The organism is Sphingobium sp. DC-2, assembly GCF_000722555.1.
GTDB classification, from domain to species: domain Bacteria; phylum Pseudomonadota; class Alphaproteobacteria; order Sphingomonadales; family Sphingomonadaceae; genus Sphingobium; species Sphingobium quisquiliarum.
Genome location: NZ_JNAC01000033.1, coordinates 46,482 through 61,184, shown reverse-complemented (window position 1 = coordinate 61,184; position 14,703 = coordinate 46,482). Strand labels below are relative to the sequence as shown.

Annotated in this window: 17 protein-coding genes, 1 tRNA gene and 1 pseudogene; 11 read left to right on the top strand and 8 right to left on the bottom strand. The window is 63.6% G+C overall.

What is annotated here, in order from left to right; genetic code table 11:
• Window positions 1-730 precede the first annotated feature (730 nt).
• On the top strand, window positions 731-1,648 hold the full coding sequence (locus tag ET21_RS0106125; protein WP_081856613.1) for a DUF3363 domain-containing protein: 918 nt from the start codon (window positions 731-733) through the stop codon (window positions 1,646-1,648).
• Between the two features lie 4 nt (window positions 1,649-1,652).
• Here the strand turns inward: ET21_RS0106125 and ET21_RS0106120 are convergent, their stop codons facing one another.
• From ET21_RS0106120 to ET21_RS0106110, 3 genes are read right to left on the bottom strand one after another with little or no spacing between them, the layout of a single operon-like run.
• Window positions 1,653-2,564: an alpha/beta fold hydrolase gene (locus ET21_RS0106120; protein ID WP_030538963.1), complete on the bottom strand. Its 912-nt coding sequence runs from the start codon at window positions 2,562-2,564 to the stop codon at window positions 1,653-1,655.
• A 14-nt stretch (window positions 2,565-2,578) separates the two neighbouring features.
• Window positions 2,579-3,019 carry a hypothetical protein gene (locus ET21_RS0106115; protein WP_030538962.1) on the bottom strand — a complete coding sequence of 147 codons (441 nt, stop codon included), beginning with the start codon at window positions 3,017-3,019 and terminating at the stop codon, window positions 2,579-2,581.
• Window positions 3,016-3,690: a DUF2239 family protein gene (locus tag ET21_RS0106110; RefSeq protein ID WP_037470374.1), complete on the bottom strand. Its 675-nt coding sequence runs from the start codon at window positions 3,688-3,690 to the stop codon at window positions 3,016-3,018. The genes ET21_RS0106115 and ET21_RS0106110 overlap by 4 nt, the downstream gene beginning before the upstream one ends.
• Before the next feature lie 140 nt (window positions 3,691-3,830).
• Between ET21_RS0106110 and ET21_RS0106105 the strand changes: the two genes are divergently transcribed.
• The 3 genes and pseudogenes from ET21_RS0106105 to ET21_RS0106095 form a co-directional block, all read left to right on the top strand.
• Window positions 3,831-4,166 (top strand): GIY-YIG nuclease family protein, encoded by a 336-nt coding sequence (locus tag ET21_RS0106105; protein WP_030538960.1) that lies wholly within the window; start codon window positions 3,831-3,833, stop codon window positions 4,164-4,166.
• A 90-nt stretch (window positions 4,167-4,256) separates the two neighbouring features.
• Window positions 4,257-5,210 carry a LysR family transcriptional regulator gene (locus ET21_RS0106100; protein ID WP_030538959.1) on the top strand — a complete coding sequence of 318 codons (954 nt, stop codon included), beginning with the start codon at window positions 4,257-4,259 and terminating at the stop codon, window positions 5,208-5,210.
• Window positions 5,211-5,340: 130 nt separating this feature from the next.
• Window positions 5,341-5,751, top strand: a pseudogene (locus ET21_RS0106095) (conjugal transfer protein TraG); the annotation flags it as partial.
• Window positions 5,752-5,884: 133 nt separating this feature from the next.
• Here ET21_RS0106095 and ET21_RS28095 read toward each other — a convergent pair.
• Both ET21_RS28095 and ET21_RS0106080 read right to left on the bottom strand, forming a co-directional pair.
• Window positions 5,885-6,157: a hypothetical protein gene (locus ET21_RS28095; RefSeq protein ID WP_162604105.1), complete on the bottom strand. Its 273-nt coding sequence runs from the start codon at window positions 6,155-6,157 to the stop codon at window positions 5,885-5,887.
• 141 nt (window positions 6,158-6,298) lie between these two features.
• Window positions 6,299-6,389: transfer RNA gene (locus ET21_RS0106080), tRNA-Ser, on the bottom strand.
• Between the two features lie 229 nt (window positions 6,390-6,618).
• Between ET21_RS0106080 and ald the strand changes: the two genes are divergently transcribed.
• The 3 genes from ald to ET21_RS0106065 all read left to right on the top strand — a co-directional run bounded on the left by ald (window position 6,619) and on the right by ET21_RS0106065 (window position 9,296).
• Window positions 6,619-7,734 (top strand): alanine dehydrogenase, encoded by a 1,116-nt coding sequence (gene ald / locus ET21_RS0106075; protein ID WP_030538956.1) that lies wholly within the window; start codon window positions 6,619-6,621, stop codon window positions 7,732-7,734.
• A 226-nt stretch (window positions 7,735-7,960) separates the two neighbouring features.
• Window positions 7,961-8,791: a sulfite exporter TauE/SafE family protein gene (locus tag ET21_RS0106070; protein WP_030538955.1), complete on the top strand. Its 831-nt coding sequence runs from the start codon at window positions 7,961-7,963 to the stop codon at window positions 8,789-8,791.
• Window positions 8,792-8,930: 139 nt separating this feature from the next.
• The gene (locus ET21_RS0106065) at window positions 8,931-9,296 is read left to right on the top strand and encodes a hypothetical protein (RefSeq protein WP_021238147.1); all 366 of its coding nucleotides are present in this window, start codon (window positions 8,931-8,933) and stop codon (window positions 9,294-9,296) included.
• A gap of 37 nt (window positions 9,297-9,333) precedes the next feature.
• Here ET21_RS0106065 and ET21_RS0106060 read toward each other — a convergent pair whose 3' ends face one another.
• On the bottom strand, window positions 9,334-10,536 hold the full coding sequence (locus ET21_RS0106060) for a phosphatidylserine/phosphatidylglycerophosphate/cardiolipin synthase family protein (protein ID WP_156029026.1): 1,203 nt from the start codon (window positions 10,534-10,536) through the stop codon (window positions 9,334-9,336).
• Window positions 10,537-10,654: 118 nt separating this feature from the next.
• Between ET21_RS0106060 and rpoZ the strand changes: the two genes are divergently transcribed.
• Window positions 10,655-10,999, top strand: a complete 345-nt coding sequence (gene rpoZ / locus ET21_RS0106055) for a DNA-directed RNA polymerase subunit omega (protein WP_021238149.1) — start codon at window positions 10,655-10,657, stop codon at window positions 10,997-10,999.
• A gap of 219 nt (window positions 11,000-11,218) precedes the next feature.
• Here the strand turns inward: rpoZ and ET21_RS0106050 are convergent, their stop codons facing one another.
• Complete coding sequence (locus ET21_RS0106050) at window positions 11,219-11,665, bottom strand: hypothetical protein (RefSeq protein WP_021238150.1); 447 nt, start codon at window positions 11,663-11,665, stop codon at window positions 11,219-11,221.
• A gap of 141 nt (window positions 11,666-11,806) precedes the next feature.
• Here ET21_RS0106050 and ET21_RS0106045 point away from each other — a divergent pair, with 141 nt between their 5' ends.
• Window positions 11,807-12,478 carry a spermidine synthase gene (locus ET21_RS0106045; protein WP_030538953.1) on the top strand — a complete coding sequence of 224 codons (672 nt, stop codon included), beginning with the start codon at window positions 11,807-11,809 and terminating at the stop codon, window positions 12,476-12,478.
• 12 nt (window positions 12,479-12,490) lie between these two features.
• On the opposite strand, the gene ung is transcribed toward ET21_RS0106045, so the two are convergent.
• Window positions 12,491-13,177: a uracil-DNA glycosylase gene (ung, locus tag ET21_RS0106040; RefSeq protein ID WP_030538952.1), complete on the bottom strand. Its 687-nt coding sequence runs from the start codon at window positions 13,175-13,177 to the stop codon at window positions 12,491-12,493.
• Between the two features lie 86 nt (window positions 13,178-13,263).
• Between ung and ET21_RS0106035 the strand changes: the two genes are divergently transcribed.
• Window positions 13,264-14,241, top strand: coding sequence for a serine hydrolase (locus ET21_RS0106035; protein ID WP_030538951.1), 978 nt, complete (start codon window positions 13,264-13,266; stop codon window positions 14,239-14,241).
• A gap of 58 nt (window positions 14,242-14,299) precedes the next feature.
• Entirely contained in the window at window positions 14,300-14,662 is a 363-nt protein-coding gene (locus ET21_RS0106030; protein ID WP_030538950.1) for a DUF962 domain-containing protein, read from the top strand.
• Window positions 14,663-14,703: the final 41 nt, after the last annotated feature.

The window sequence follows — 14,703 nt, the reverse complement described above, 5'->3', positions numbered from 1 at the left end:
GGCGTGACTCAAACCAACCAGCCTCCGGCAAACCCGGCGCGGTTCAGTGACAGCGGGAGCGCCATCACAGATCACAAGAGTGATGCGCTTATCGTGGGACTGGCGCGCGAACTCGACGGGGAGCGTTGGACCGTCAGTCTTCCACTCTCCGTTCACCGGTAGCGATTCCTGTCTCCATATGAGTGAGCCCCATCCCAAACAGCAAAATGTCATGTCCCCCCGCCGATGCAGTTGTAGCGAGCCAGTGACGCAGCCTTTGACACCTCAAAATGACCGCCCGCCTTTTCCACGGCGGCTATTACTAAAGTGACGGGCTGATTTGTTGAGTACCCGCTACGAATAGCCGGGTCGGGATTTTTTCTTTCTTGGACCAGCATAACCTCCCTACTAAGGATACTCTCAGTTCGGCGTCATTCACGTCGTAGGTGCTTGGTCGGACGCAAAGAAGGTATTGAAGAGCGCGGTTGACATCACCGTGTACTGGCTAGACCGATACTTTTCGAAAGGGAACTTCTCCAAGCCTTCAAGCCGATCACGCAGATTCTCGAATGTCATCTCCACCCCAGCATCCAGAGCCTGCCTCATGGCTCCGATGAGACCGTTGACGACCGTAGGAGTGAGAAGGCGATTCTGGATCGTCCGGGAGGTCGTCCATCGATCGTTCGGCAAACGAGACTTCGCGGCAGCGAAAAACAGCCCAATCTGGCTCGCACAGTAGTCGACGTAGCGCTTGCCCTTGTCCGACGAGCTGGGGGAGAACCTGACCGTTGTGGTGGACGGGATCGACGGCCGCACGCACCACATCGCCGGCATCGCGCCCGAGCGGCTGGAGGATGCCCGCATCGGCAGCGTCGTCCAGCTCGGCCCGGCAGAGGTGACGGCCCGGCCGTCCGACCGCAGCATCACCACCATTGCCGAGGACGGCATCTATCGGCCGAGCCGTCATCTGGAGCAGGCGAAATTCGAGGGCCGCGTTCCCGGCGGCGACTATGAGGGCTATGTCGATGCCCATGTTCGGCGGCTGGAGGCGCTACGCCGCGCCGGGATCGTCGAGCGGATCGACGCCGACCAATGGCGCATCCCCTATGATCTGGTCAGCCGCGCTGCCGCCTATGATGCTGGCCGCGACCGGCAGGCCAGCGTTCGCGTCCTGTCCCCGGTCGATCTGGAAAAGCAGATCGGTTCGGATGGCGCGACCTGGCTCGACCGGCGGCTGATCCATGGTGAGAAAGCCGACCTTGCCCCGACCGGCTTCGGTCAGCAGGTGCGCGAGGCGATGGACCAGCGCCGCGAGCATCACATCGAACAGGGCGATGCCACCCGAGCGCGGAACGGCCGCATCTTCTATCGGCGCAATCTTCTCGCCACCCTACGCGAGCGCGAGGTTGCCCGCGTCGGCGCGGAGATGGCCGAGAACAAGGCGCTGCCGTTCCGCGCCGCCACGGACGGCGAAAACGTCAGCGGCAAGTTCACCGGCACCGTGCAGCTATCGAGCGGCAAGTTCGCCGTGGTCGAGCAGTCCCATGAATTCACCCTTGTCCCATGGCGGCCAGTCATCGACCGCCAGCTCGGCCGCGAGGTCATGGGCGTCGTGCAGGGAGGGTCGGTATCGTGGCAGTTTGGCCGGCAGAGGGGATTGGGCCTCTGAACACTCAGGGGCGCGCTTCCATTGTTGAGGCTCGCCGAGCCGTTTGGTCAATCGCCTCTGCAATCGTCTGATAAAGCGCAGGCGGCAAATCATGCCCCATGCCGTCGATAAGCATGAGGTCCGCATGTGGGATCGAAATGGCGGTGTCTTCGCCGCAGGCCGGCAGAATGAGCGGATCGTCTGTTCCATGCACGATGAGCGCAGGTGCCGTGATGGCAGCCAGCCGTGAACGACGGTCGCCGGTAACGGCCATCGCCGCAATCTGTCGCCCGGTGCCGCCGGGGTCATATGCGCGCTGGATTTCCTCCAAAACGAGGCGACGGTGAACCTCGCCGTCAAAGGGGTATTCGGACCCGGAGATACGGCGCGCGAAGGCAAGACTATGCGCCAGAAATCCCGGTTCGTCGGAGAAGGGATTGGGCCCGGGGCGCGTCATCATCGCCAATATGTCGGGCGCGGCGTGCGGAAGTTCCGGATTGCCAGTGCTCGACATGATCGAGGTCAGGGACAGCACCCGCTCTGGATGCTCGCTTGCCATGATCTGCGCGACCATGCCGCCCATCGACCGGCCGACGACATGCGCCCGATCAATGGAGAGAACATCGAGCAGGCTGATTGCGTCCGCAGCCATGTCGTAGAGGGTATAGGGAACGTCCGGTCGTTGTCCGGCCATGAGCGTAGCCGCCAGCGTGCTAAAATCCGGCGGAGGGCATTGGCTGAAATGTGTCGAACAGCCAGCATCGCGGTTGTCAAAACGGATCACGCGGTAGCCGCGCGCTGCCAGTTCTTCGCAGAACGGACCCGTCCATCGAATCATCTGCGTGCCTAACCCGGCGATCAGGAGGATCGCTTCGTTGGCTTTGTCGCCGAAGCTGTCATAGGCTAGCTCGATGCCATTCGCTTGCAAAGTGTTCATGGTCTTAGGTCGGATCAAGCCGGAGACTTGAGTTCATTCAAGGGAAGAAGTCGCGAGTCTTCGAGCGCTGCCGTGCGGTGTCCGATGCCGGCGAGGTAAGCGTCATGGCTGGCGAAGGCGAGAAAGGACGCAACGCTGCTTTGGCGAACCAGCATCGCCATGTCCCACGTCTCGTCCTCTGGACCGATCAAAAAGGGGCCGCCAGCGCCCAGCAACAAGAGTTCGCCACCACTGTTATGCAAGAATGGGAGCGTGTGGCGGATATATTGATCGAACGCTTCCGCACCACTGATCGGCAAAGCGGGCGCGATCTCTGGATGAGCTGAGTAGTCGGCAATCTGCCGAAACCGCAGCAGGTTCAGCATAACGATGCTGCCTTCGAGATTGCGCTGGACGAAAAGTTTGCCGGCGTTCTGTGTTGGTTCGAGATATTGAGGCTTGGTGGGCGCACTCATGGCGCTTCCTTTCCATTACTTATACTGTCGCTTGAATGATCCTTCGGGCCGAACGCCAGAAGCAGTACATGCGACCGAATGTCTTCCGGCCACGCTGCAATCCATTGCTCCAGTCTGGAGCGATCATCAGCAAAGAGTGCACGGGTCGCGTCCTCATAGCCGGGCAAATCACCGGCTATTGCCTGCATGAACTGATAGGTGGTCTCTTGGGCGGCACGGCGCTGCTGTCGCGTTCCGCCATTCCGCCGGGCTTCATCCACCAGCCTTCTCAGAACGGCGGATGCACCGCCCGGCTGTTCGGCCAGCCATTCCCAATGTCTCGGCAACAGTGTCACCTCGCGCGAGACGACCCCCAATTTGGGCCGCCCTCGACCTCTCGTTTCAGAAACCTCCTTCATGGGTTCGGACGTCTCGCTTGGTCGGGGCCGATAGCGCCCGGCAAACGTCTGAGGTGGCCGGGATAGCTTCTCGATAACGTCAGCCTTGGTGCCACGCAGGTCCAGATCAATGACGCGGCCTGTCGTGTCATCAAAGACAAGGATCATCATCGAAGGGTCTCTTTCTGCCGCCGCTTTGACGGCGAGAGCCACTTCGATCAGTGGGCCGGACAACAGCCGCTGCTGGCCGCCAAAGGCCGTGCAAGGTTTTGTGAGGGAGTTGGACACGCGCATAACACCAAAGCTTCACGACGATTAATACCCGGACAAAAGTCTTGCGTCAATAACACCCGTGTAATATTGATCCAGAGTATCCTTCTGGACGGCGAGACGATCCTCGCATCGTATCGCAACGGGTTGAAAGGACTGACGGGATGAAGGGCGAGGCGCGCAAGGCAGCCATTGCTGCCTACAAGGAACGCAAGGTCGTTGGCGGAATCTATCTGGTTCGCTGTGAAGCGTCTGGCGAAGTGTGGGTCGGACAATGGCCCGACATCGAGACCATACAGACCCGCTTATGGTTCACCCTGCGACAGGGCATGACCCCCCACAAGGAACTGCTTGAGGCTTGGCGCAGACATGGCGAGGCACAATTCAGCTTCGAGATTCTGGAAAAGCTGGAAGATGAAAAATCGTCCTACATACGCGCATCGAAATTGAAGGAAAGAGTATCTTATTGGCGTGAAAAATTGCGAGCAAACGCAGTTTGAGCGTCGCAAAGATTACCTCGTAGTCGAGAAATCTGATGGACTAATGACGTGCGACGACGATCAGCACAAATTAATAGTCGGCAACGGGGAATGCCGACCTCGCTGGGCTCGCGCATTCCCCTCGCATCGCTGATCCAGACGCTGGCCGTCGCCGAGTATCTGAACTTCCGCCACGCCGCCAGCGCGCTCGGCGTAGCGCAATCGAGCGTCAGCGCCCGCGTGAAGGCGCTGGAGGAAGACCTTGGCGTCCTCCTGTTCGAGCGCCATGCTCGGGGCGTCCGGCTGACCGAGGCCGGACGCCACTTCGTCGAGCGGATAGCTGCCGGCGTCGATCAGCTCGACCATGCAGTGAAGACCGCAAGCATGACGGCAGCAGGGAAATGGGGACGCCTGCGCATCGGCATCCATGCCCTGATCCCCGGCAGCTTCCTCGCTGAGCTGATCGTGCGATACCGGCAAGACCATCCCGGCATCGAGGTCGAGATAACCGAAGGCACGGCCCGCGATGCGGTCATGCGGCTTCGCGCCGACCGGCTGGACGTGGCGTTTGTCGCCGGCACGCCCGATCTGCCCGACTGCCATACTCGCCCAATCTGGACCGAACCGCTGGTGGCGGTGCTGCCGGAACAACATCGCCTCGCCGCGCAGTCGGCAATCACATGGACCGATCTGGCCGGCGAGACTTTCCTTGTCCGCTATGGCGGCACTGGCCCGCAAGTCCACGACCATATCGTGCTGCGCCATGCGGGACGCTGGCCCGCGCCGTCGATCCTGCGCTTCGATGTGGAGCGTGGAACAATGCTGTCCATGGTCGGACAGGGCTTCGGCATCACCATCGTCGGCGCGGCCACGGCGCTGCTGCCGACGACCGGAATCGTCATCCTACCTTTTGCGGATGAACCAGAGCCGGTTGCTTTTACCGCTGTCTGGTCGCCGTTCAATCGCAGCGCCACGCTCCGCAACCTGCTCAACCTTGCAGGCCGGATGAACCGTTGGGCCGATTCGTCCGGCCAGTTGCGCGACGGCGACCACTCGGCCGGATAGCGTGAAGGGAATCCGTCCTATTTGCCGCCGATAGTATCCGGCAGCCCTCCCACATCCTGTTTCCTATTGCCCATCCCGCTTTCGCCTATTCTCTGATCGGCTCCGTCTCTTTTGCCGACTGGAGCCTGCATTGCGCGGAGGCCGAATCCTTTGGGGTCAAATCGCTGTCGTCTTCACCATCGTTCTGGTGATGGTGTGGGCAGCGACGCAATGGACGGCGTTCCGCCTTGGCTTCCAGCCGCGGCTTGGAGCGCCATGGTTCGAGCTGGCGGGACTGCCGGTTTATTATCCGCCCGCCTTCTTCTGGTGGTGGTTTTCGTTCGACGCCTATGCGCCCGCGATCTTCGTCGAGGGCGGCATCATCGCGGTATCGGGCGGCTTCCTCGCCATCGCGGCCGCCATCTTCATGTCGATCATCCGGGCGCGGGAAGCGCGCAACGTCGCCACATACGGATCGGCGCGATGGGCCGAGGACAAGGAAATCCGCAGCGCCGGCTTGCTCGGCCCGGATGGCGTGGTGCTCGGCCGATACGACAGGGACTAAGCTCGACCGCATGGTGGTGACGCATATCGAGGAAAGGCTACTCGACCCCGAGCGGATCGAAGACATTCTCGCCTCGCTTCTGGATCGCCGGCAGGAAGGCGTCGAGCGGCGCAGCCAGCATATCGCCGAGTTAAACCATCGCGCGGCCGAGGCCGACAACCGCCTCAAGCGCCTCTACGACGCCATTGAAGCCGGTTCGCTCGACCCAGCCGAGTCCTCCCTTGGCGAGCGCATTGCGGGCCTCACGGCGCTTCGGGATCAGGCGCGGGCCGATGCCACGCGGATCGAAGCCATGCTCGCAAGCTCGACCCATCAGCGCCTCACCGGGGCAGCCGTGCGGGAACTGGCGAGCGAAGCACGCACCCGATTGCGGCTTGGAAAGGGTGGCTATCGGCGGGAACACGTCCGGGCCTTCGCCCAACACGTCGAGGTCGCAGACGACGCGATCTATATCAAAGGAAGCAAAAACGTCCTGTTGAGGACGCTGGTAGCCGCCAAGGGAGGGAAATCGGCGGGAATCGACGTTCCCGGTTTTATACCGAAATGGCGGAGCGGGAGGGATTCGAACCCTCGATACGCTTTTGACGTATACTCACTTTCCAGGCGAGCGCCTTCGACCACTCGGCCACCGCTCCGCATGCGCTGGAAGGCGGCTCCCTATCCTGTGCGGTGGCGGGAGGCAAGGGGATGCTTGTGTTTCTTTGACAGCGCTCGCGATCTCGCGGCGAGTGATGATGAAATTGCGGGCGGGAGCAACTATGTTACGGCAAATATGCTGTACGCAGGGTTGAGCCGGAGCGATCGCCGCGCCCGCTGAGCGCGCTTCGGCAAAGCCATCAACACCGCGAGGATGGAAGGACCGTCATGATCGTAGGAACCGTCAGGGAGATCAAGAATCACGAATATCGTGTCGGCTTGACGCCGGAGAGCGTGCATGAGCTGACGGCCCATGGTCACCGCGTGCTGGTGGAAAGCGGGGCGGGCGAGGGGATCGGGGCGCATGATGCGCTCTATACCCGCGCTGGGGGCGAGATCGTCGCCGATGCGCGGGAGGTGTTCGCCGCCGCCGGGATGATCGTCAAGGTGAAGGAGCCGCAGCCTGAGGAGCGCGCGATGCTGCGGCCGGGCCAGATCCTTTATACCTATCTTCACCTCGCGCCCGACCCCGGCCAGACGCGCGACCTTATCGCTTCGGGCGCGACCTGCATCGCCTATGAGACGGTGACGGATGGCCATGGCGGCCTGCCGCTGCTCAAGCCGATGAGCCAGGTGGCAGGCCGCATGTCGATCCAGGCGGGCGCGACCGCGCTGGAAAAGGCCAATGGCGGGCGCGGCGTCCTGCTGGGCGGGGTGCCAGGCGTTCTTCCGGCCAAAGTCTGCGTCATCGGCGGCGGCGTGGTGGGCTTCAACGCGGCCCAGATGGCGGCTGGCCTGGGCGCGGACGTCACCATTCTTGACCGGAGCCCGGAAGTGCTGGAACGGCTCGGCATCTATTTCGAAGCGCGGGCGAAGACGCGCTTTTCCAATCGCGCGAACCTGGCCGAATGCGTCGCCGAAGCGGATCTGGTCATCGGCGCGGTGCTGATCCCCGGAGCGGCCGCGCCAAAGCTCGTATCGGCGGAGATGCTGAAGACGATGAAGAAGGGCGCGGTGCTGGTCGACGTCGCCATCGACCAGGGCGGCTGCTTCGAAACCAGCCATCCCACCACCCATGCCGATCCCACCTATGTGGTCGATGGCATCGTCCATTATTGCGTCGCCAACATGCCGGGCGCGGTGGCCCGCACCAGCACTTATGCGCTGAACAACGTCACGCTCCCCCACGCGCTGCGGATCGCCGATCTGGGCTGGAAGGAAGCCTTGCGCGCCGATCCGCAGCTGCTTGATGGCCTCAACGTCTGGGACGGCAAGGTGACCTACCGCGCCGTAGCCGAAGCGCTGGACCTGCCCCACACCCCCGCGGAGCAGGCGATCGCCTGAGCGAGACAGCCTTTCCAAACATTGCCGGTCCGCCTTGCGGGTTCCCCGCCCTGCTTCGTCTTGCCTGACAGGGGACGGTCGATTCCCCTGCCTTTGCAAGCTGCGCATCCGCCGAAGAGGGGTTCGGGTAACAGGTCATGGACGATCGCATATTTTCTTTCGCTTACCGGGGGAACGGCCTGGCCGGCCCCGCTTCCACACGCTCCGTCCGCAGCGGGGGGCGCTGATGCACGGGGATGTTGCAAGCTGGCTGGTGCCGGTCGTGGCGATGATGGGCGCTGGCCTCTTTGCGGGCTTTGCGGCGGGCATTTTCGGGATCGGCGGCGGCTTCGTGGTGGTGCCTGCGCTGTTCGTCGTCCTGCCGCTGCTGGGTGGAACGCATGAGGCCATCGCCCATGTCGCGATCGGCACGTCGGCCGCGACGATCATCGTCACCTCCATCCGTTCCCTGCTGGCCCATGCAAAGCGCGGCGCTGTGGAGTTTGAGGTGCTCAAGGCCTGGGCGCCGTGGATCATCCTGGGCGATGGCGTGGGCGTGCTGCTGGCGGGCCATGTGGACGGCCGGGTGCTGACGATGATCTTCGCCGCTGGCGTTTTCCTGATGTCGCTCAATTTCCTGCTGCCCAAGGTCGGCGGCAAGGTGATCAGCGATGAGATGCCATCCGGCATCGCGCGGGTCGGCATAGCGGGCGGGCTTGGCACCTTTTCCGCGCTGCTGGGCATTGGCGGCGGTACTATCGCCATCATGGTGATGACGCTGTGCGGCCGGTCGATCCATCGCGCCATTGCGACCGCGTCCGGCATCGGCACGCTGATCGCCATCCCCAGCGCCATCGGCTTCGCGCTGATCGGCCTTAAGGAAAGCGGACTGCCCTGGGGCTCGCTGGGTTATGTCAACCTGCCCGCGACGCTGGCGATCGCGTCGATGTCGATCCTCACCGCGCCGCTCGGCGTCGCCGCCGCGCACAGCCTGCCCGCTGGCCTGTTGAAGCGGATATTCGGCATCTATCTGGTGATCATCGCCTTCGTCATGTTCCGCAACGCGATCCGCATGTAAAAGGGGGAGGAAGGCCTTTCCGGCGGCTCCTCCTGCCGGTCAGGGCGCTCGGTTCGTCCATTCTGCACAGCCGTTCATGCACAAAGCGGATGGCGGGGCGTTTCCCCGGCATGAGCTTGCAAAGGAAAGGAGACGATCGATGAACCGTCCGATCTTCATGAGCGCCATCGCGCTGTCCGCGCTGCTGCCCGCCGCCGCCATGGCCGCGCCCTATGGCGCGCGCGCCAGCTATGAGGAGGAGCTTGCCCGCGCGGAAAGCCGGGGTACGCTGACGATGCCGATCGCGGGCGTCGAGAACAATGCCTGGTTCGACTATCAGACCGATATCGATGAAGCCCGCACAGAATTGAAGAAGGACCTGCGCGCCGCGACCGATGCGGAGGATGAGCGCGACGCATGGGACGAATATCGCACCGAACTGGCCGACGCGCGGCATGATTATGTCAAGGAAATGAAGGAAAAGGGCTATCGCACCGGCCAGGTGCGCGTCTATTCCGCGCGCTGATGTGAGGAGAAGGGGAGGCCACTGCCTCCCCCGCCCGTCAGTCCGGGTCCGGATCGCGGAAATTGAGGCGGCGGGTGACGGTATAGTCAAGCACGCCGACCAGAAAATAGCTGATCCATTGCTTGATCAGGGTCAGCAGCCCGCGCTGGGCCTTGTAGCTTTCCAGCGTTATCCGCCGGCTTTCCGTCACCCGGCGGTCGATGAAATCGCGCATTTCGGCCGCCAGCGCCTTGTCCTCGATCCGCAGCATGATCTCCAGGTTCAGGAACAGGCTGCGCATGTCGAAATTGGCCGATCCGATGAACACCGTATCGTCGATGACGATCAGTTTCATGTGCAGCTTGCAGGACTGATATTCCCATATCTCGACGCCGCGCTTCAACAGCGGGCCGTAGAGCAGCCGCGCCGCCGCCACGGTCGCGCCATTGTCCGATCGCGACGGCAGGATGAGGCGTGCGCCATCGCGCCGGGCGGCCCTGGCGATCCGCTTCAACATGCCCCGGCCGGGGGAGAAATAGGCCTCCACCATGTCCAGCCGCCGCGCATGTTCCAGGTCATGCTTCACCACCTGCGCCCAGGGGCTGAGGCGCCGGGTAGGGCCGCCGACCAGCCAGCGCATGGGGTCGCGCGGATCGTGGCGCGGGCTTGGATGCCAGTGGCGCACCATCCGCCGCAGCCTGCGGAAGCTTTGGCCCTTGCTCGACACCCAGCGCCACAGCTGCGCATACCAGCGGGTCATCGCCTTGACGTGCGGCCCGTCGATCAGCAGGCCAAGGTCCGCCCAGGCATCATCCTCCGGCAGGCCGAAATAATCATCCTCGACATTGAAGCCGCCCAGCAGCAGCCTTTTGTCGTCGGCGATCGCCATTTTCTGATGGTTGCGGATCAGGTAGCGGGTGGACCGGCGCGTGCCGAACCGGCCGAACCGACCGCCCGCCGCCACCAGGGGATCGAAGAAGGACTGCGGCGTGTCGGCCGAACCAAAGGCATCGATCATCAGCGTCACGGCGACGCCGCGCTCGCGCGCCGCGATCAGCCGGTCGCGCACCATGCGGCCGCTCTCGTCATCGGCGAAGATATAGTAATAGAGCTTCAAATTCCGCGCCGCCCCGTCGATCAGGTCAATGAGCGCCTGGCGCAGGGCAGGGCCGGTTTCGATGACCGTCAGCCGGTTGCCCTGGATTGGCAGGCTGATGGTGGCGTCATCCCGGCATGTTTCGATCCGCCTGTTCGTCGACATGCCGCACTCATGCTCCCTTTCACCGCGCCATGCCAAGGCTTTATGGCCTTTTCGTTGACTCTGGCGATCACGGCTGTTAGGCGCAGATTTCACGAATTTGCATGTTCAGGAGCGCCCTTTGGCCCGTGTTACCGTCGAGGATTGCGTCGACAAGGTTACCAACCGCTTTGATCTTGTTCTGCTCGCCGCCCAGCGCGCGCGGGAGATTTCCGGCGGCGCCGAGCTGACGCTGGACCGCGACCGCGACAAGAATCCGGTCGTCGCTTTGCGTGAAATCGCCGAAGAAACCATCCTTCCGGCGGATCTTCATGATTCGCTCGTCGCGTCTCTGCAAAAGGTGCAGATCGATGACGACGATACGCCGGACGAAATCGGATCGATCGCCCAGTCGGCGGAGGCGCTGCGCCTGACCGCCGCCGCGCCGCCGCGCAACCAGAATATCGGCGGCGACTACGACGGCTGATCGCCTGACGGTTTGGAGAGGGAATGGGGCCCGGCCTGCGCAAGCAGGACCGGGCCTCGACCGTTATGGGCAACTCAATCCTCCCTATGCGGAGCATGGGGAGGGGAACCGTCGGCGAGGCCGATGGTGGAGGGATAATCGCGAAGGCCGCGCCTTTTTCCGTTGGATCAGCCTGCGGCAGTCCCCCTCGCCATCTTCGGCAGGGACGATGTTAAGCCCTCAATTCCCCAGACAAAAGTCCCGCAACGCCCGTGCATCATGCAGGGCATTATGCGGTATCCGGCTGTTGGCGGCGGCGCTGAACCCGGCGGCGTTGACCAGTTGCAGCTTCAATCCGTTAAGGTCGATCATCTGTCCGGGGCCGGTGACCAGCAGCGCGCAGAAATGGGCCAAATCCTCCGGCCAGTCGGCGACGATCACCGGATCGGGATCGCCCGCCAGATAGTCGGCCAGATGATGCGCCGCTTCCACCCGGTCCAGTTCCATGTCGATACCCGGCGGCACATGACGCAGATAGGGCATCACATTGCGCTGCACCCAGCCATGGGGCTCCTCCGCCAGAGGCAGGGACACGTAAAATTCATCGTCGCCAAATTCCGGCACCAGCGCGACGCTGATCAGCGCCCCCGCAAATCCGTTGAATTCGGTGTCGAGGAAATAACGCATCGGAACAATCTGCCTGCTAAGGGAAGGGGGTGGGAAGAGTGCTGCCCGGCAGATAGGCGGCAAAGACGCCAAGCGCCAGTGCCGCGAAAGTTTGCGTGCGCCGCGACAAGCTGCCATGCCGCGCCGACAGGAAGGAACCTCATGCAGCCCCGCGAACTGATCGACACGGCTCCCGTTCCGGGCGGCCAGCCATTGAAGCTCTACCGGCGCGGGCGCGATCATATGATCGTGCTGGACGGCAACGAGCTGATGAGCAGCCGGATGAGCGGTTCGGAGAAAGCGCTGGCGGTGATGACGCTGGACCGGCTGAAGCGGGTGAGTGATCCCCATCTGCTCATCGGCGGCTATGGCATGGGCTTCACCCTGCGCGCCGCGCTGGCGAACATGGGGCCGGGCGGTCGCATCACGCTGGTTGAACTGGTGCCGCAGATCATCGCCTGGGCGCGCGGGCCGATGGCCGATCTGGCGGAAGGATGCCTGGACGACGCGCGCGTCCACCTGGTCGAGGGCGATGTCGCCGCCGTGATCGCGTCGGCGCGGGGCAGCTATGACGCCATTCTGCTGGACGTCGACAATGGCCCGGACGGGCTGACCACCCCCGCCAATGACCGGCTCTATTCCGCGGCCGGGCTTGCCGCCGCCAAAAGCGCGTTAAGGCCCGGCGGCATCCTTGCCATCTGGTCGGCCGCGCCCGATGCCGCCTTCACCCGCCGCCTGCGCGACGCGGGATTCCTGGTCGATGAAGTGGCGGTCAAGGCGCGCGACAATGGCAAGGGGCCGCGCCATGTCATCTGGTTCGCGGCGAAGCGCTGAAAGTCAGGCGCCTCAGGCGTTGGGCAAAGACCAGTCGATCGCGCCGCGCCCCTTCGCTTCCAGAAAGGCGTTGGCCCGCGAAAAATGGCGGCAGCCCAGAAAGCCGTTATGCGCCGACAGCGGGGAAGGATGCGCCGCCTTCAGCACGAGATGTTTCGACTGGTCAACGAAGGCGGCCTTGCGCTGCGCATGCGCGCCCCACAGCAGGAAGACGACCGGCTCGTCCTTCTGGTTCACCAGCCGGACGACGGCGTCGGTGAACTGTTCCCACCCCTGTTTCTGGTGTGATGCGGCGCGCCCCATTTCCACAGTCAGGACGCTGTTGAGCAGCAGCACGCCCTGACGCGCCCAATGTTCCAGAAAGCCGTGGCGTGGCGGATCGATGCCAAGGTCGGTTTTCAGTTCCTTGTAGATGTTGACCAGCGAAGGGGGCGTGCGCACCCCCGGCCGGACGCTGAAGCACAGGCCATGCGCCTGTCCTTCGCCATGATAGGGGTCCTGCCCAAGAATGACGGCCTTCACCGTGTCGAGCGGCGTCAGGTCGAGCGCGCGGAAATATTCCGAACCCTTGGGGAAGATGCGCTTGCCCTGCGCCTTCTCGCTTTCCAGAAACTGTTTCAGCCCCTGCATATAGGGCTGCTGGAACTCCTGGCTCAGCGGCGTGCGCCAGCTTTCGTCGAGCTTGATCGTACTGGTCATGGCCAGTGCTGATGAACCCGCTGGCAAAGCCCTGTCAACAACGCTTGGCGCTTGCCCCGGCGGTGCAAATGGGAGAATATCGGGCCATGCCGCGCCCTTCCTCCCTTGCTGCCCTGCTGACGGCTTTCGGCCTGTTCCTCGCCCCGCTGCCCGCCGCCGACGCTTTCGGCCCCACGCCCAATATCGTTCAGCGCACGGCGGAGGCGCGCCTGCTGGGCGAATTCGAACGTTTCGCGGCGCTGACGGACGGAACGGTCGGCATCGCCGTGAGCGACCTGCACAGCGGCCAGTCGATCGGCATCAACAATGACACGCTGTTCCCGATGGCCAGCACCTACAAGGTCGCGGTCGCGGGCAAGATCTTCTCGATGGCCGACGCTGGCGCGCTCAACCTTGACGAGCGGCTGCCGCGCCTTGGCACGCCGCTGCCTGTCACCGCGCTGCTGGAACTGATGCTCACCCGCAGCGATAATGAGGCGACCGATGTGCTGGTGGCGCGCGCGGGCGGCCCGCAGGCGATCAATAGCTGGCTCCAGTCGATCGGCATTCATGGCCAGCGGGTGGACAGCAACACGGCCCAGCTTCTGGAGCGGGCCAAGGCGGCCGCGTCGACGGGCGGGGACGAAGCCGTGATGGAGGCGGGCCTTTCCCCCCAGCAGCGCGACGCGCGTGACCTGCCCAACATGGCCTTCGCCGCCGATCCGCGCGACACGTCGACGCCGCGCGCGATGAACGACCTGCTGGCCGCGATCCATCATGGCAAGGCGCTCAAGCCCGGCAGCAGCGCTGCGCTGCTCGCCATCATGGCCCGGTGCAAGACGGGCAAGGCGCGGCTAACCGGCATGCTGCCGCCGGGCACGCAGATCGCGCATAAAACCGGCACGTTGAACGGCCTTGGCAATGATGCTGGCCTCATCGCCCTGCCCGATGGCCGGACCTTCGCCATTTCCGTGTTCGTGATGAAGGATCATCGCGGCCATGTGCTGCGCGACCGGATCATGGCCGAAGTCGCGCGGGCGGCCTATGACTATTTCCTCTTCGCTCCCGAAAGCCGCACGTCCTGACGCATTGCGCTTAGGCGCGGGGACGATCGCCGATAGCCTTCTCTTCGGGAGAGAGAAGGTGCGCGGACATACGGATTTCAGCGATTTCTGGCCTCATTATCTACGGGAACATGCGCGGCCGGGCACGCGGGCGATGCACTATGCCGGAACCAGCCTGGCGCTGTTGCTGGCGGGCATGCTTCCGCTGGCCGGGCGCTGGTGGATGATCCCGGCGCTGCCCCTTGCGGGCTATGGCTTCGCCTGGATCAGTCACAGCCTGATCGAACGCAACCGGCCCGCGACCTTCCGCCATCCGCTCTGGTCCCTGCGCGCGGACCTCCGCATGTGGTATCGATTCGTCACCGGGCGGATGAAGCATGAACTTGCGATCGCGGGGGTGCGCCCCGATGGGTCGATCGATCCGGCCAAGCAGCCGCGTTAGCGCGGCGCTGGCAAGGGTCATCCCTGTCGCTTGACCCCGTG

What these genes read in the sequence shown, in the direction of transcription:
- ung (WP_030538952.1), bottom strand. Translation starts at nt 13,177, where the DNA reads ATGACCAGTACGATCAAGCTCGACGAAAGCTGGCGCACGCCGCTGAGC.
- ET21_RS0106115 (WP_030538962.1), bottom strand. Translation starts at nt 3,019, where the DNA reads ATGAGTGCGCCCACCAAGCCTCAATATCTCGAACCAACACAGAACGCC.
- ET21_RS0106100 (WP_030538959.1), top strand. Translation starts at nt 4,257, where the DNA reads ATGCCGACCTCGCTGGGCTCGCGCATTCCCCTCGCATCGCTGATCCAG.
- ET21_RS0106105 (WP_030538960.1), top strand. Translation starts at nt 3,831, where the DNA reads ATGAAGGGCGAGGCGCGCAAGGCAGCCATTGCTGCCTACAAGGAACGC.
- ET21_RS0106045 (WP_030538953.1), top strand. Translation starts at nt 11,807, where the DNA reads ATGCAGCCCCGCGAACTGATCGACACGGCTCCCGTTCCGGGCGGCCAG.
- ET21_RS0106065 (WP_021238147.1), top strand. Translation starts at nt 8,931, where the DNA reads ATGAACCGTCCGATCTTCATGAGCGCCATCGCGCTGTCCGCGCTGCTG.
- ET21_RS0106070 (WP_030538955.1), top strand. Translation starts at nt 7,961, where the DNA reads ATGCACGGGGATGTTGCAAGCTGGCTGGTGCCGGTCGTGGCGATGATG.
- ET21_RS0106110 (WP_037470374.1), bottom strand. Translation starts at nt 3,690, where the DNA reads ATGCGCGTGTCCAACTCCCTCACAAAACCTTGCACGGCCTTTGGCGGC.
- ET21_RS0106035 (WP_030538951.1), top strand. Translation starts at nt 13,264, where the DNA reads ATGCCGCGCCCTTCCTCCCTTGCTGCCCTGCTGACGGCTTTCGGCCTG.
- ET21_RS0106050 (WP_021238150.1), bottom strand. Translation starts at nt 11,665, where the DNA reads ATGCGTTATTTCCTCGACACCGAATTCAACGGATTTGCGGGGGCGCTG.
- ET21_RS0106120 (WP_030538963.1), bottom strand. Translation starts at nt 2,564, where the DNA reads ATGAACACTTTGCAAGCGAATGGCATCGAGCTAGCCTATGACAGCTTC.
- ET21_RS0106060 (WP_156029026.1), bottom strand. Translation starts at nt 10,536, where the DNA reads ATGTCGACGAACAGGCGGATCGAAACATGCCGGGATGACGCCACCATC.
- ald (WP_030538956.1), top strand. Translation starts at nt 6,619, where the DNA reads ATGATCGTAGGAACCGTCAGGGAGATCAAGAATCACGAATATCGTGTC.